The organism is Peribacillus sp. B2I2, assembly GCF_041261685.1.
Lineage (GTDB): Bacteria > Bacillota > Bacilli > Bacillales > DSM-1321 > Peribacillus.
The window spans coordinates 5,602,501-5,616,535 of the sequence record NZ_JBGCCB010000001.1 but is presented as its reverse complement, the minus strand read 5'-3'; the positions used below and the strand labels follow the sequence as shown (position 1 = coordinate 5,616,535).

General features: G+C 41.2%; 13 protein-coding genes, 1 tRNA gene, 2 rRNA genes, 1 other RNA gene and 1 other annotated feature (1 of these 18 cut by a window edge). Of the genes, 4 read left to right on the top strand and 13 right to left on the bottom strand.

The genetic code is table 11. The features are described 5' to 3' along the window. Positions 1-266 precede the first annotated feature (266 nt). The 7 genes from ABIE66_RS28025 to tadA form a co-directional block, all read right to left on the bottom strand. Positions 267-530 (bottom strand): pro-sigmaK processing inhibitor BofA family protein, encoded by a 264-nt coding sequence (locus tag ABIE66_RS28025; protein WP_289314113.1) that lies wholly within the window; start codon positions 528-530, stop codon positions 267-269. Between the two features lie 114 nt (positions 531-644). Beyond that, positions 645-863, bottom strand: coding sequence for a YaaL family protein (locus ABIE66_RS28020; protein WP_260288908.1), 219 nt, complete (start codon positions 861-863; stop codon positions 645-647). A gap of 20 nt (positions 864-883) precedes the next feature. After that, on the bottom strand, positions 884-1,480 hold the full coding sequence (recR, locus tag ABIE66_RS28015) for a recombination mediator RecR (RefSeq protein WP_289314114.1): 597 nt from the start codon (positions 1,478-1,480) through the stop codon (positions 884-886). 60 nt (positions 1,481-1,540) lie between these two features. Beyond that, a complete protein-coding gene (locus ABIE66_RS28010; RefSeq protein WP_053348895.1) occupies positions 1,541-1,858 on the bottom strand; it encodes a YbaB/EbfC family nucleoid-associated protein in 318 nt (105 codons plus the stop codon). 21 nt (positions 1,859-1,879) lie between these two features. Next, the gene (dnaX, locus tag ABIE66_RS28005; RefSeq protein ID WP_370016957.1) at positions 1,880-3,568 is read right to left on the bottom strand and encodes a DNA polymerase III subunit gamma/tau; all 1,689 of its coding nucleotides are present in this window, start codon (positions 3,566-3,568) and stop codon (positions 1,880-1,882) included. 182 nt (positions 3,569-3,750) lie between these two features. Continuing rightward, positions 3,751-4,015: signal recognition particle sRNA large type (gene ffs, locus ABIE66_RS28000), an RNA gene on the bottom strand. Between the two features lie 148 nt (positions 4,016-4,163). After that, positions 4,164-4,670, bottom strand: a complete 507-nt coding sequence (gene tadA / locus ABIE66_RS27995) for a tRNA adenosine(34) deaminase TadA (protein ID WP_370016956.1) — start codon at positions 4,668-4,670, stop codon at positions 4,164-4,166. A gap of 138 nt (positions 4,671-4,808) precedes the next feature. On the opposite strand from tadA, the gene ABIE66_RS27990 reads away from it, so the two are divergent. From ABIE66_RS27990 to ABIE66_RS27980, 3 genes are all read left to right on the top strand, one after another. Beyond that, on the top strand, positions 4,809-5,351 hold the full coding sequence (locus tag ABIE66_RS27990) for a cysteine hydrolase family protein (protein WP_289323272.1): 543 nt from the start codon (positions 4,809-4,811) through the stop codon (positions 5,349-5,351). Between the two features lie 179 nt (positions 5,352-5,530). Further along, complete coding sequence (locus ABIE66_RS27985; RefSeq protein ID WP_289323271.1) at positions 5,531-6,190, top strand: deoxynucleoside kinase; 660 nt, start codon at positions 5,531-5,533, stop codon at positions 6,188-6,190. Then, on the top strand, positions 6,168-6,839 hold the full coding sequence (locus ABIE66_RS27980) for a deoxynucleoside kinase (protein WP_289323270.1): 672 nt from the start codon (positions 6,168-6,170) through the stop codon (positions 6,837-6,839). The genes ABIE66_RS27985 and ABIE66_RS27980 overlap by 23 nt, the downstream gene beginning before the upstream one ends. 121 nt (positions 6,840-6,960) lie before the next feature. Here ABIE66_RS27980 and ABIE66_RS27975 read toward each other — a convergent pair. The 4 genes from ABIE66_RS27975 to guaB form a co-directional block, all read right to left on the bottom strand. Then, positions 6,961-7,053 (bottom strand) — tRNA-Ser (locus ABIE66_RS27975). 132 nt (positions 7,054-7,185) lie between these two features. Further along, positions 7,186-8,463, bottom strand: a complete 1,278-nt coding sequence (serS, locus tag ABIE66_RS27970) for a serine--tRNA ligase (RefSeq protein ID WP_289323269.1) — start codon at positions 8,461-8,463, stop codon at positions 7,186-7,188. Between the two features lie 63 nt (positions 8,464-8,526). After that, positions 8,527-8,751: a binding site (T-box leader), on the bottom strand. 68 nt (positions 8,752-8,819) lie between these two features. After that, positions 8,820-10,139, bottom strand: coding sequence for a D-alanyl-D-alanine carboxypeptidase family protein (locus ABIE66_RS27965; RefSeq protein ID WP_370016955.1), 1,320 nt, complete (start codon positions 10,137-10,139; stop codon positions 8,820-8,822). A gap of 173 nt (positions 10,140-10,312) precedes the next feature. After that, a complete protein-coding gene (gene guaB / locus ABIE66_RS27960; RefSeq protein ID WP_370016954.1) occupies positions 10,313-11,776 on the bottom strand; it encodes an IMP dehydrogenase in 1,464 nt (487 codons plus the stop codon). Positions 11,777-11,888: 112 nt separating this feature from the next. On the opposite strand from guaB, the gene ABIE66_RS27955 reads away from it, so the two are divergent. Beyond that, complete coding sequence (locus ABIE66_RS27955) at positions 11,889-12,863, top strand: YaaC family protein (protein ID WP_370016953.1); 975 nt, start codon at positions 11,889-11,891, stop codon at positions 12,861-12,863. 71 nt (positions 12,864-12,934) lie between these two features. On the opposite strand, the gene rrf is transcribed toward ABIE66_RS27955, so the two are convergent. Further along, positions 12,935-13,050, bottom strand: a 5S ribosomal RNA gene (gene rrf, locus ABIE66_RS27950). A 64-nt stretch (positions 13,051-13,114) separates the two neighbouring features. After that, a 23S ribosomal RNA gene (locus tag ABIE66_RS27945) occupies positions 13,115-14,035 on the bottom strand; it runs 2,012 nt beyond the window's last position.

Sequence of the window (14,035 nt, the reverse complement as noted above, 5' to 3'; positions counted from 1 at the left end):
AGCGATACTTCGTTGTCCGCTTCATAAGCGACTTTATTATCTTATCACTTAGCTAATCTAATGTCAACATTTATTTCATATTGTTTTTTGATTGAGCATTTGTGATGTCGTTATTGGCGACTCCTAATATATTATCAGGTTAATCGGCTATCGTCAATGGTTAAATCAGTTTTTTTCAAAAAACATAAATGACCTATAAACATGATAAAAACCCCAAGGAGGTATCCATGATGTTTTCATTAAAGTGACATCGACGCAAATAGCCTTTAAATGATCCAATAACCAATGGCCGCCAAAGCTGCTACTCCTGGTATTCCAAGCAGGCCGGCGACTGCCGAGGTAACAGGGTTGATGGGTACATGGATGCCCGCTTGATTCCCAAGTGTATTCAAAAAGAACAAAAAGGCTGCACCGATGATGATTTTTATAATCCCCTGCCCTATAAACCGGACGGGTCTTAAAGGCGCCCCGATAATGAGAAGCATTAAAATCAGGCCGCCAACTACGGCAACAAAGACAACTGGTTCCATACTCATTCCTCCCCGCAAGCTTGTACTACACTTATATGAACGGATCTATGGATTAAGAACTGAAACAAAAAAATGGCTATGAGGAAAATGCAATCCTTCACAGCCATCTCCTTATCATCTTTTCAAGCGGACGTTCCTTCTTTTAACTTCCCTGAATAAGTAGAAATATTTCACTTCCGCCAGTCTTGCTTGGGCGATTACTTCCTCAGATGGATCAACGCTTTTTTCAAGTAATGATTTTTGATTATGCCAATTCCATTTCAAATGTTCAAGCTCTTCGATTAATGAATCATTGAATTCATTTCGAAGTTTCTTTTTTTTACGAAAGAACAAGTGAAGTCCTCCCAGCTATCTTATATTTCTCTTCTTCCTTCTATTGCTTTTGATAGCGTCACTTCATCCGCATACTCCAAATCTCCGCCAACTGGAAGTCCGTGGGCAATTCGGGTCACTTTAATCCCTGACGGTCTGAGCAACCGCGAAATATACATGGCTGTCGCTTCACCTTCAATGTTAGGATTAGTAGCCAAAATGACCTCCAACACAGTTTCATCTTGCAGGCGCTTTAATAAATCAGGAATATTTATATCCTCCGGACCTATTCCGTCCATCGGGGAAATACTGCCGTGCAGTACATGGTATAAACCACTGAACTCTCTCATCTTTTCCATGGCTATTACATCTTTTGGGTCCTGAACCACACAAATCAAACTTCTGTCCCTCTTTTGATCTTCACATATATAACAGGGATCTTGATCTGTAATATGACCACAGACTGAACAATACATTAGATTCCGCTTGGCATTCACAAGTGCTTTTGCAAAATCCAAAACAGTATCTTCCTTCATGCTTAGTACATGAAAGGCTAATCGAGCAGCAGTTTTAGGCCCAATCCCCGGCAATTTCATAAAACTGTCAATGAGCTTGGAAATTGGTTCTGGATAATGCATCGAATTCCTCCTAAAAATTTCAAAAGAAACCTCCTGAAAGGAAGTTTCTTTTGAACTTGCTTAAAACATACCTGGAAGGTTCATTCCCTTAGTGAATTGTCCCATCGTTTGGTTTGTCAATTCTTCCGCCTTTTTCAAAGCATCGTTAGTTGCAGCCAGGACTAAATCCTGAAGCATATCGATATCATCCGGATCGACAACTTCCGGTTTAATGATTACATCAACTATTTCCTTATGGCCTGTCACGATAACCGTTACCATTCCACCGCCAGCAGTGCCTTCGATCTTTTTTTCACCTAATTCTTCTTGTGCCTCTGCCATCTTCTTTTGCATCTTTTGCATTTGTTTCATCATGTTTTGCATATTACCGCCGCGCATACCCATTTTCCTTACCTCCAATTATTCTTTAATTTCAAGTAAATCATCGCCGACTAATTTTCTAGCCTCTGCTATAAAGGGGTCTTCTTCTTTTGATTCCGTTTCTTCTGGACCGTCGAACTGCTGTGTTGAGATGAAGTCCTCCCGCAACCTTTGCCACTGGCTCTCCGGAACACCAGCGATTTCCATTCTGTGTCCGGTCAATTGCTGCATGATCGAGGCAATCACTTCCACGAAACGGTTATTTTCCATTGCCATTTGACAATGAATATCATATTTGAATTTTACCACAAAAGCTTCAGTTGACGCAGCAACAGGTTCTGCCTCCGTTAATAAAGCTGCCAATGACTTTTGGTTTTGCTGACCTAACTGTTCAAGGACTTCCCCCCACTTACTTTTCACAGCACTAAGACCTGGCTTAGTAGCTTGTTTCAAAACTTGATTGATCTTTCCTGCAGGAGCTTTATACGCTTTTTTAATGGACCTTTGTGCCTTTGCCTGCTCTGCAGGTTTTTCTGTCATGGCTGCTGGAATGCCATTTTTCTGCATTTCCAGTAATTTCTTCTCTAAATCCTCTATTTTCTGCTGCAGCTGTTGAAGCTGCCCATTATCCACTTGATTGGGCCTCTGCTCATTACATAACTTCACAAGTGCCACTTCAAGGAAAATCCTTGGATGATTTGTCCATTTCATATCCTGCTGTGTTTGATTGAAACTTTCAATAATGGAGTAAATCGATTCAGATGAAATTACTTCTGCCAATTCTTTAAATTGGGGATCTATCAATACACGCTCGAAGGATTCTGCCAGTGCCGGTGCCGTTTGAAACAAAAGCATGTCACGGAAATAATAAATCATGTCTTCTATGAACCTAGCCGGGTCTTTTCCCATAGCTAGCAACTCTTCAAGGACTTCAAGTGCCACCGCTACTTCTTTATCATATATAGCTTTTGCCAACCGGCTTAAAAATGCCTGCGAAACTGAGCCGGTGACAGTCAATGCATCTTCCACAGAAACCGTCTCTTCACTGAAGGAAATCGCTTGATCAAGAAGGCTTAGGGCATCTCGCATCCCGCCTTCAGCTGCCCTTGCAATGATATGCAGGGCTTGTTCATCGCATGAAACACCTGTCTCTGCAATGATCTGTGACATCCTGCCAACTATATCTTGAGGCTGAATCCTTTTAAAATCAAACCTTTGGCAACGGGAGATGATAGTTAGTGGAATCTTATGAGGTTCAGTCGTCGCCAATATGAAAATTACGTGCTTCGGGGGTTCTTCCAATGTCTTTAAAAGCGCATTGAAAGCCCCTTGTGAAAGCATATGTACCTCGTCAATGATATAAACTTTATATGTAACCGCGTTCGGTGCATATTTGACCTTATCACGAATGTCACGGATTTCCTCGACACCATTATTGGATGCTGCATCAATTTCTATAACATCTGATATGGAGCCATCAGTGATTCCGCGGCAGGTAGCACATTCGTTACAGGGCTCACTTGTCGGGGCATGCTCACAATTCACTGCTTTTGCAAGAATTTTGGCAGCACTCGTTTTCCCTGTCCCACGTGGACCGGAAAATAAATAGGCATGCGAAACCTTTTGCCCGACCAAGGCATTCTGCAACGTTTTCGTTACATGTTCCTGCCCCACTACATCAATGAATTGTTGTGGCCGCCATACCCGGTATAATGCTTGATACCCCACGGAAATCCCTCCTTTTTTTCTCCATCTTGTTTATTATACATTACTGATTTCCTTAATTTCAAAGTCTAAAAAGAAATTTCATGATTGCCTCATTTTTTTCAAAACGCCAATCAGTTTACCTTCTTGGCATAAAAAAAAACCCACCCGAAACGAATGAGTTTTTTGTTTATGTAAAATAACTGCCGTGCACCTTCTGTCGATTAGCAACCATAAGCGTTACTTAAGCAGTTAGCTCGGCCCAGGCAACCCTGCGGCACATGAGAACTTCCACTTAATGCTGCTTCCTTCCGGACCTGACATGGTTCATGGAGTCCCATTGCGCAGGACCCGGGCGTCAACACCACTTACTTAAGGCAGGCCCTACAGAATGCTAACCTCGAGAAGGGATTCAACCTCGCTAGAGCGGATTGCGAGTACAGGGCACCGCTACCTCCCCGTCTAGCACGGCAAATGTAATACCAATTTCGCAGCGTCATTACGACGCATAATTCATTATACTAAGGTAACAAAAAAAACGCAAGTGTTGTTAACGGAACAGTATGGTTCCATTTTTTTCAAAAGAAGCAAGGCCGCATGTTCAATGAGCATTTTTCACCTATTTATTTTCTTCGACTCTCTTTAGTGCCTGCTCTCTTTTCAAAGTTTTCTTTCTATCCCTAAGCTCTTTAAAAAAAGAAGTCAATATCCAACCACACTCTTCGCCTAATACACCGCTAGTTACTTCACATTGATGGTTAAAGCGTTCATCTCGAAGTAAATCCATGAATGTCCCTGCACAGCCAGCCTTTGGATCGTGCGCTCCAAAAACAACCCGTCTTATCCTCGATTGCAAAATGGCACCGGCACACATGGGACAGGGTTCCAACGTTACATATAACGTCGCATCCTCAAGACGCCAACTGCCAAGTGCATTGCAAGCCTCATTGATCGCAAGTAGCTCCGCATGTGCCGTCGCATTCTGTTCCGTTTCCCTCAGGTTATGCCCGGTCGAAATAACTTGATCATCTATTACAATTAAAGCGCCAATCGGCACTTCATTCAACATCTGCGCCTTTTCTGCTTCCTTTAAGGCTAAATTCATGTAATAAAAATCATCCTTCATAAAAAAACCCCCTCATATAAGTAGGAGTAAACAGACAAATATAAGACAAAATAAAGGTCATACTACTTATTCTAATGAATAGTAACGCAATCTGCATATGTGCCGCAAGTAAATTCTCACATTAAAGGAGCATATACCATGAACCGACCTGAATCGCCTACTTTCGCCTTGCTCATCATTGATATGATCAATGATTTTGATTTCAAATACGGGAATATGCTCCTTGAACATACGATGGATATCGTCGATCCGATATTGAAGTTAAAAAAGCAAATGAAAGAAAAAGGATTCCCAATCATATATATCAATGATCATTACGAGTTATGGCAGGCTGACTTCGATAAAATTATTGAAACATGTAAAAATGATCGAAACGCCTCTTTAATCGAACGGATAAAACCTCAGCAGGACGAGTTCTTTCTCATCAAGCCGAAGCATTCTGCATTTTACGGGACAGCCCTCAACACATTACTCAAACGATTAAAGGTGGATACCCTGATCATTACCGGCATAGCCGGTAACATCTGTGTACTATTCACGGCCAATGATGCCTATATGCGTGAATATCAATTGTGGATACCCAAGGATTGCATCGCTTCAGCCTCAAAGGAAGATAATCATTATGCATTAAAGATGATGAAACATGTTCTCAAGGCATCCATAAAATGTGGGGAAATTTAACAGATAAACAAGGCACTAAGCTATCATATCTCCTCGGTAAACAATCTTTCATTCTCCTTCATTAGCAAGCTGACAAAAATATCACTTAAGACCCAAGTCTGTGTTACAATATCTCTTGGCTGAAATACCTAATAAACTGGGAATTTTAGTTTGATACCTCATGAAGGAGGACAGATTGGATGAAATCCACCCCATTTATCACTGTCGAAGGTCCAATTGGTGTGGGAAAAACATCACTTGCAAAAGTTATCGCAGATCATTTTCAAATTTCATTATTGAAGGAAATCGTTGATGAAAATCCATTTCTCGGGAAATTCTACAACGATATTGATGAGTGGAGCTTTCAAACAGAAATGTTTTTCCTATGTAACCGTTATAAGCAATTGGAAGATATCGAAAAGAATTATCTTACCAATGACCAAGCCGTGGTCGCTGATTACCATATATTCAAGAACTTGATATTTGCTGAACGAACTTTAAAAAATGAACAGTACAATAAATACCTTGAAATATTCAATATTTTAACACGGGATATGCCCAAACCTAATATGGTCATTTATTTAAACGCAAGTCTAGATACCCTTCTCTCCCGAATCGGTAAAAGAGGCCGTGAATTCGAAAAAAATATATCCTCCGTTTATTTAGAGCAGTTATCCGCGGATTATCGAACATTCATGGAAACGTTCGAGATACGGCACCCTGACATACCTGTTCTTACGTTCAACGGAGATGAACTGGATTTCGTAGGCAACCAGGATGATTTGAAAACGATAATCAACCAAATAGAGAATGCCCTGCAAAAAGGAGTAAAGTCAAATGAACTTACGAAAGAAATATAATATTCCAAACAACGCCGTCATTACGATAGCAGGGACGGTTGGAGTAGGAAAATCGACCATGACCAATGCATTAGCCGATGCCCTTCAATTCAGGACATCCTTTGAAAAGGTTGATACGAACCCCTACCTGGATAAGTTTTACGATGATTTTAATCGTTGGAGTTTCCACCTGCAAATCTATTTCCTCGCTGAACGTTTTAAAGAGCAAAAAAAAATCTTTGAATATGGCGGCGGTTTTATCCAAGACCGTTCCATTTATGAAGACACTGGAATATTTGCAAAAATGCATTATGAAAAAGGTACGATGAACGATGTCGACTACGAAACATACACAAGCCTTTTCAACGCGATGGTTATGACGCCATACTTCCCGCACCCTGATTTACTTATCTATCTCGAAGGTTCACTGGATGATATCCTCGACCGGATCCAAGAGCGTGGCCGTCCAATGGAACAGCATACCCCAATTGAATATTGGCAGGAGATGCATGGCCGTTACGAAGAATGGATCGATCAATTTAACGCCTGTCCTGTCCTTCGATTAAATATAAACGAATATGACCTAATGCAGGATGGAGCAAGTATCGAACCTCTTATAAAACGGATTGCCGAATATATGGAGCAAACCAAGTTGTTACGAAATATGTAAAACAGAAAAACCACCGATTATCCGGTGGTTTTTTAATATATTAGAAAACAAAAATTCCGTTACATTTCTGTAACGGAATTCATCGATATCCAATTTATGCGCTGTGGTTATTAATAAGTTATGGAGGAGGTAGAGGGATTCGAACCCCCGCGGGATTTGACTCCCCTGTCGGTTTTCAAGACCGATCCCTTCAGCCGAACTTGGGTATACCTCCGTATCAACATTTATTATAATACATTGATTTAAAATTAAAGTCAAGCAGTCTATAAAGTTTTTTTAAAATAATTTTCAAACTTAGATAAAAAGGAGAATCAGCCTCTTATATTCAGAAGCTGATTCCTTTAACTTACGGTTTAATGACTTCCGCACCGCGCATATATGAACGTAACACTTCAGGAATGATGACACTGCCATCTTCCTGCTGATAATTTTCCAAAAGCGCGGCGACTGTGCGGCCGATTGCCAAACCTGATCCATTTAGAGTATGGACATGTTCCGGTTTACCTTTTGCATCACGTCGGAAGCGGATATTGGCACGTCTAGCCTGGAATGCTTCAAAGTTACTGCAAGAAGAAATTTCGCGATAAGTCCCATAACTCGGGATCCAAACCTCGATATCATACTTTTTAGCAGCAGTGAAACCAAGATCTCCCGTACACATGCTTAGTACTCGATATGGAAGACCTAGCAATTGAAGGACCTTTTCGGCATGACCTGTAAGATTTTCCAATTCCGTATAAGAATCTTCCGGCTTCACGAACTTCACTAACTCAACTTTATTGAACTGGTGCTGACGAATTAAGCCGCGGGTATCACGACCAGCAGATCCTGCCTCTGAACGGAATGAAGCACTGTATGCCGCATAGCTTATTGGCAGATCGTCCATGCCCATGATTTCATCACGATGGAAATTTGTCACCGGGACTTCAGCTGTAGGAATCAAGAAATAATCTTCACTTTCAATACGGAAGGCATCTTCCTCGAATTTTGGCAATTGACCTGTGCCAGTCATGCTTGCACGGTTCACCATATATGGAGGCAGCATTTCTTCATATCCATGTTCTTCAACATGAAGGTCTAACATAAAGCTAATTAAAGCACGCTCTAATCGAGCACCAAGACCCCTATAAAATACAAATCGGCTTCCGGTCACTTTTGCTGCCCGTTCAAAATCCAGGATACCTAGATCTCCAGCAACATCCCAGTGTGGTTTCGGTTCAAACTTAAATTCCGGCAATTCTCCCCATTTACGGATTTCAACATTATCGTCTTCGGTTTCACCCACTGGCACACTTTCATGCGGAATATTAGGAATGGAAAGAAGTAATGTTCCTAACTGGGCTTCCACTTCACGAAGCTCATCATCGAATCCTTTGATTCGATCGCCAACTTCACGCATTTCAGCAATCAACTGATCAGCATCTTTTTTCTCCCGTTTCAATACGGCCACTTGATTTGAAACTTCATTTCTTTTACTTTTCAATTTTTCCGTATCAGCAATCAAAGCCCGACGCTTTACATCCAATTCCTCAAATTTACCTAAATCGGTTAAATCTTCACCTCTAAATTGCAGTACACGTTTCACTTCTTCAAAATTATTTCTTACATATTTCAAATCCAACATACTCAGTTCCTCCTTAATATTTTGATGATCTATCAAAGAACGCAAAAAACTCCCGTCCCCTGAAGAAGGGACGAGAGTTAACCCGCGTTGCCACCCTAGTTGAAGGCATATGAAAAATGCCTACCACTTATCACGATAACGGCTTTTAACCGAAAGCATTTACTGACCCAAAAGGCTTTCCATACTCTGCTCCAGGAGGGATTCACAAAACTCTCACACCGATTTTCACCAGCCATCGGCTCTCTATAGAAAGAAATACTTGTTACTATATCCTGTCATTGCTTTCTTATATATCAGATTGTTTTCCATAATGTACTATAATTTTGTACATTACGCAACCGTTTTATACACGAAACTTAAAACCAGCCTTTAACAGTAGAAGCTACACTGCTCCATACATCACCAAAGAATCCGCCAACCGCTCGCATTGATAACACGAACCAGTTTGCCTTTTCAACAGATTCAGCAGCTACGACGTTAACCTTCACTGGATCACCGTTAATGTACCCGTAATCTTCGCCGTTTTTAGGAGTGACTGTAATGTAACCAAGCTTTTCACCTTTTTTGATTGGTGCAGTCAACTTACCATCATCATTCAATTTGTTTTTATCGATCACTAAGTCTGTTTTATAGTTATCTTTCTCGCCATTTTCAACAAGCAGCTCGATCGCTTTTTCAGATTGAATCTTAACGTTTTTTTCCTTACCTTTTACTACCGAAAGAGTTTCTTTCCCTTTCACCTGGTAATTGGCTGGAAGGATTTTTTCTTTTTTAAAGGTTGCATAAGCATAGTTCATCAGCTTAGTGCTATCTGCAAAACGTTCATTTTTATTAGTGGACTTCATAACCACCGTAATATAGCGCTGACCATCTTGGATAACCGTCCCTGTATGACCATAACCGGCAAAGTCGGTAGATCCAGTTTTCAGTCCATCTACGCCTTTATATTCAAATATCAGGCCAGGCAACATCCAGTTGAAGTTCGGATATTCTTTTCCATCACGGAACTTCAATTTAGAAATACTTGCGATTTTTAACACTTCCGGATAATCGTTTATAAGACGATAAGCAAGAAGAGCAGTATCTTTTGCTGTCATGATATTTTCTTCATCTTCTTTACCGGCAGGATACTGCCCTAATAGATCGGTGTTATTCAAACCGCTGGCATTAACGAATTTATGGTTTTTCAAGCCTAATTGTTTTGCTTTTTCGTTCATTAATTTAACGAAACTCTTTTCACTTCCGGAAACCAACTGTGCTAAAGCAACTGTTGCCGCATTTCCAGAATAGACGGCCATAGCTTGATATAGTTCCTTAACTGTATAATCTTCACCTTCTGTTAACCCAACATTCGACAAATTCGGTGCTTTTGAAAGATCATGTACGTATTTATTTATTTTAACTTTTTGATCCCAACTGATTTTCCCATTTTCAATTGACTCCATTATGATGTACTCAGTCATCATTTTTGACATGGATGCAATCCCTAATACTTTATCGGCATTTTTTTCATAAACGATTTGTCCTGTTTCGCCATCAATGATGATGGCTGCTTCTGCTTTTAAATCTAAATTATCAGATTCAGCAACAGCTTCCCCCGGTTGATAGGCAAATTGCGACATAACAAGAACAAAAACAAAAGTGAAAATGAGGGTCATCTTGCTGATTTTTTTCAATTTCCAATACCTCCAACTTTTAAGCTAATCTCTATAACAAAGATGAAACTTTATGTAATTCCCTTGACACCTTGTCTAGTTTATCACAGAAAAAATAAAAAAAATAGACAGAGTAATCGTAGACTCTGTCTATTTTAACAATAAATTTTAATGACGATTATATGTTAAATTCATTACATTGAGTAGTTAGGTGCTTCTTTAGTAATTTGGACATCATGAGGATGGCTCTCCCTTAATCCGGCACCAGTCATTTTGACAAATTGAGAGTTTTCTCTTAACTCTTCCAATGTGGCTGTACCGCAATATCCCATACCTGAACGAATGCCGCCGATCAGTTGGAAAATGGTATCTGAAAGAGGTCCTTTGTATGGAAGGCGCCCTTCGATGCCTTCCGGTACGAATTTCTTGTTATCTTCTTGGAAGTAACGATCCTTAGATCCCTTTTCCATTGCAGCAACAGAACCCATACCCCGATAAACTTTAAAACGGCGACCTTGGAAAATTTCCGTTTCACCTGGGCTTTCAGTTACACCCGCAAGCATACTGCCTAGCATTACTGCATGTCCACCTGCAGCGAGGGCTTTAACGATGTCACCAGAGTATTTGATTCCGCCATCAGCGATAATCGTTTTACCATATTTTCTTGCTTCTGTCGCACAATCGAAGACTGCCGTGATTTGAGGAACACCTACACCAGCTACAACCCTTGTCGTACAGATCGATCCTGGACCGATTCCCACTTTCACTACATCAGCTCCGGCTTCAATCAACGCTTTCGTTCCGTCAGCTGTTGCCACATTACCAGCAATGATCGTCAATTCAGGATATGCCTTGCGGATTTCCTTCACCATTTCAAGGACGCCTTCTGAATGACCGTGAGCAGTATCAAGTACAATTGCATCGACTTGAGACTTAACAAGCATTTCTACACGTTTCATTGTATCTTTTGTCACACCGACAGCAGCACCTACAAGTAATCTTCCTTGCTTATCTTTCGCCGAGTTCGGGAACTCGATGACTTTTTCAATATCCTTGATCGTAATGAGTCCTTTAAGAACACCATTATCGTCTACAAGGGGAAGCTTTTCAATTTTGTATTTTTGAAGAATCTTTTCTGCTTGTTCCAAGTTAGTTCCCACTGGCGCTGTAACTAGATTCTCAACAGTCATGACACTGGAAATCTTCAAGGAAAAATCGGAAATAAATCGCAAATCACGGTTTGTAATGATACCCACAAGTTTTTGATCCTCTATATTGTTGACTACAGGCACACCCGAAATGCGATATTTGCCCATTAGATGCTCTGCATCAAATACTTGATGATCTGGCGTTAAGAAAAACGGATCGGTAATAACACCGCTTTCTGAACGTTTTACTTTATCCACCAGTTCAGCTTGTGCTTCAATAGACATATTTTTATGAATGATACCTAATCCACCTTGACGAGCCATGGCAATTGCCATTTCAGCTTCTGTCACGGTATCCATTCCTGCGCTGATGATAGGAAGGTTGAGCTTTAAATTTTCAGACAAGCTGACTTGAAGGTTAACATCTTTCGGCAAAACCTCTGATTTCGCTGGAATTAATAGGACATCATCAAAGGTTAAACCTTCTTTTGCAAATTTATTTTCCCACATTATTTTCCCCTCCTGCTTAAAAATATTATTTGTAGGTTATCAATAGGACATACTACTGTCAAGAAGGGAAATAAATGTTTGATTATTCTATCAATTCGAAGGAGAGGCTGCAATGCCTGAAAACAATGATAATTTCGATAAATATACACCTTTTTTTTCCGCATCTGCCTCACAACTTTTTTTACAAAAATGTTACACGCATGAAAAAATTGCAGAAGCGGAAATAAAAAGTTACGAAAATTGTTATCCATTTATATACCATCTTGAACATGCTAAAACTTATTATAATCAGGCTGCCATCGCTCCACTTTCCATACAACCAATCCTAACATTTTATGGATTCGCCCAATTGTTGAAGGCCTGTCTGCTCACGATTGATCCCAACTATCCGGAATCAACATCGTTACTTGCCCATGGGGTAACTACGAGAAAAAGGAAAAAACAACAATACGAATTTTTAAAGGACGAAGTGAAAACGCAAAAGAATGGACTTTTCACCTGCATTGCCGAGAAGTTATTCCATATCAAGCATTTGGAGGGCGAAAAATTTTCCATGGGTACGTTATTGAAGGAAATACCAGATATGCAAAACTTTACATGGTCTGTTTCCAAGAAAAATTTTGTCGCCCTGTTACCCTCTTCAAACGACTTTCAATTACCCTCATCAGTATTGGATAGCTATCAAATGTCCAGCAGTCGATTGGAAGAATTTTTAAAATCCAAAACGAATCAAGTTTACAGTATTTCAGAATCTCCTGGGACACTGCATTTAATAACAGATAACGTTCCTATTCATAATGCTACCTCTCCAATACGGTATAATTTGGCAGAAGGACAGTTCATGCTATCACTCAATAAAGATTCGTCGGCTTTTTCATTACCTGAACTTTTAATACATTATTTGATTTCTTATAACCTTAGTATAATAGCCCGTTATGAAACAGAATGGTGGGCAGAGCTGATGAAAACTATGCCTAATGATGATTACCCTTGCATTGTGCAATTCCTTAAAATAAGCCAAGCTAAGGTGCCATTCTTAATATTTGAATGGATTAAGACAGAAAGGTTAAACTTTTCATCCTTTTAACTATCAATGTTGAAATGATCTATCCCGAAACGACGAAAAAAGACCAGCCAAAATGGCTGATCTTAGAAATAGCTTGGCGGCGTCCTACTCTCACAGGGGGAAACCCCCAACTACCATCGGCGCTGAAGAGCTTAACTGCCGTGTTCGGAATGGGAACGGGTGTGACCTCTTCGCTATCGCCACCAAACATATCAGGAACGTTGTTCCTTCAAAACTAGATAATAAGAAGGTATTTCATTTTTTAAAAAGCGTTGGTTAAGTCCTCGATCTATTAGTATCAGTCAGCTCCACATGTCGCCACGCTTCCACCTCTGACCTATCAACCTGATCATCTTTCAGGGATCTTACTAGCTTGCGCCATGGGAAATCTCATCTTGAGGGGGGCTTCATGCTTAGATGCTTTCAGCACTTATCCCGTCCGCACGTAGCTACCCAGCTATGCCTTTGGCAAGACAACTGGTACACCAGCGGTGCGTCCATCCCGGTCCTCTCGTACTAAGGACAGCTCCTCTCAAATTTCCTGCGCCCGCGACGGATAGGGACCGAACTGTCTCACGACGTTCTGAACCCAGCTCGCGTACCGCTTTAATGGGCGAACAGCCCAACCCTTGGGACCGACTACAGCCCCAGGATGCGATGAGCCGACATCGAGGTGCCAAACCTCCCCGTCGATGTGGACTCTTGGGGGAGATAAGCCTGTTATCCCCGGGGTAGCTTTTATCCGTTGAGCGATGGCCCTTCCATGCGGAACCACCGGATCACTAAGCCCGACTTTCGTCCCTGCTCGACTTGTAGGTCTCGCAGTCAAGCTCCCTTGTGCCTTTACACTCTACGAATGATTTCCAACCATTCTGAGGGAACCTTTGGGCGCCTCCGTTACTCTTTAGGAGGCGACCGCCCCAGTCAAACTGCCCACCTGACACTGTCTCCCACCCCGATAAGGGGCGCGGGTTAGAATTTCAATACAGCCAGGGTAGTATCCCACCAACGCCTCCACCGAAGCTAGCGCTCCGGCTTCTCAGGCTCCTACCTATCCTGTACAAGCTGTACCAAAATTCAATATCAGGCTGCAGTAAAGCTCCACGGGGTCTTTCCGTCCTGTCGCGGGTAACCTGCATCTTCACAGGTACTATAATTTCACCGAGTCTCTCGTTGAGACAGTGCCCAGATCG

Excerpts from the sequence above, each read along its gene's own strand:
- ABIE66_RS28025 (WP_289314113.1), bottom strand. The coding sequence starts at position 530 with ATGGAACCAGTTGTCTTTGTTGCCGTAGTTGGCGGCCTGATTTTAATG.
- recR (WP_289314114.1), bottom strand. The coding sequence starts at position 1,480 with ATGCATTATCCAGAACCAATTTCCAAGCTCATTGACAGTTTTATGAAA.
- ABIE66_RS28010 (WP_053348895.1), bottom strand. The coding sequence starts at position 1,858 with ATGCGCGGCGGTAATATGCAAAACATGATGAAACAAATGCAAAAGATG.
- tadA (WP_370016956.1), bottom strand. The coding sequence starts at position 4,670 with ATGAAGGATGATTTTTATTACATGAATTTAGCCTTAAAGGAAGCAGAA.
- ABIE66_RS27990 (WP_289323272.1), top strand. The coding sequence starts at position 4,809 with ATGAACCGACCTGAATCGCCTACTTTCGCCTTGCTCATCATTGATATG.
- ABIE66_RS27985 (WP_289323271.1), top strand. The coding sequence starts at position 5,531 with ATGAAATCCACCCCATTTATCACTGTCGAAGGTCCAATTGGTGTGGGA.
- ABIE66_RS27980 (WP_289323270.1), top strand. The coding sequence starts at position 6,168 with ATGAACTTACGAAAGAAATATAATATTCCAAACAACGCCGTCATTACG.
- serS (WP_289323269.1), bottom strand. The coding sequence starts at position 8,463 with ATGTTGGATTTGAAATATGTAAGAAATAATTTTGAAGAAGTGAAACGT.
- guaB (WP_370016954.1), bottom strand. The coding sequence starts at position 11,776 with ATGTGGGAAAATAAATTTGCAAAAGAAGGTTTAACCTTTGATGATGTC.
- ABIE66_RS27955 (WP_370016953.1), top strand. The coding sequence starts at position 11,889 with ATGCCTGAAAACAATGATAATTTCGATAAATATACACCTTTTTTTTCC.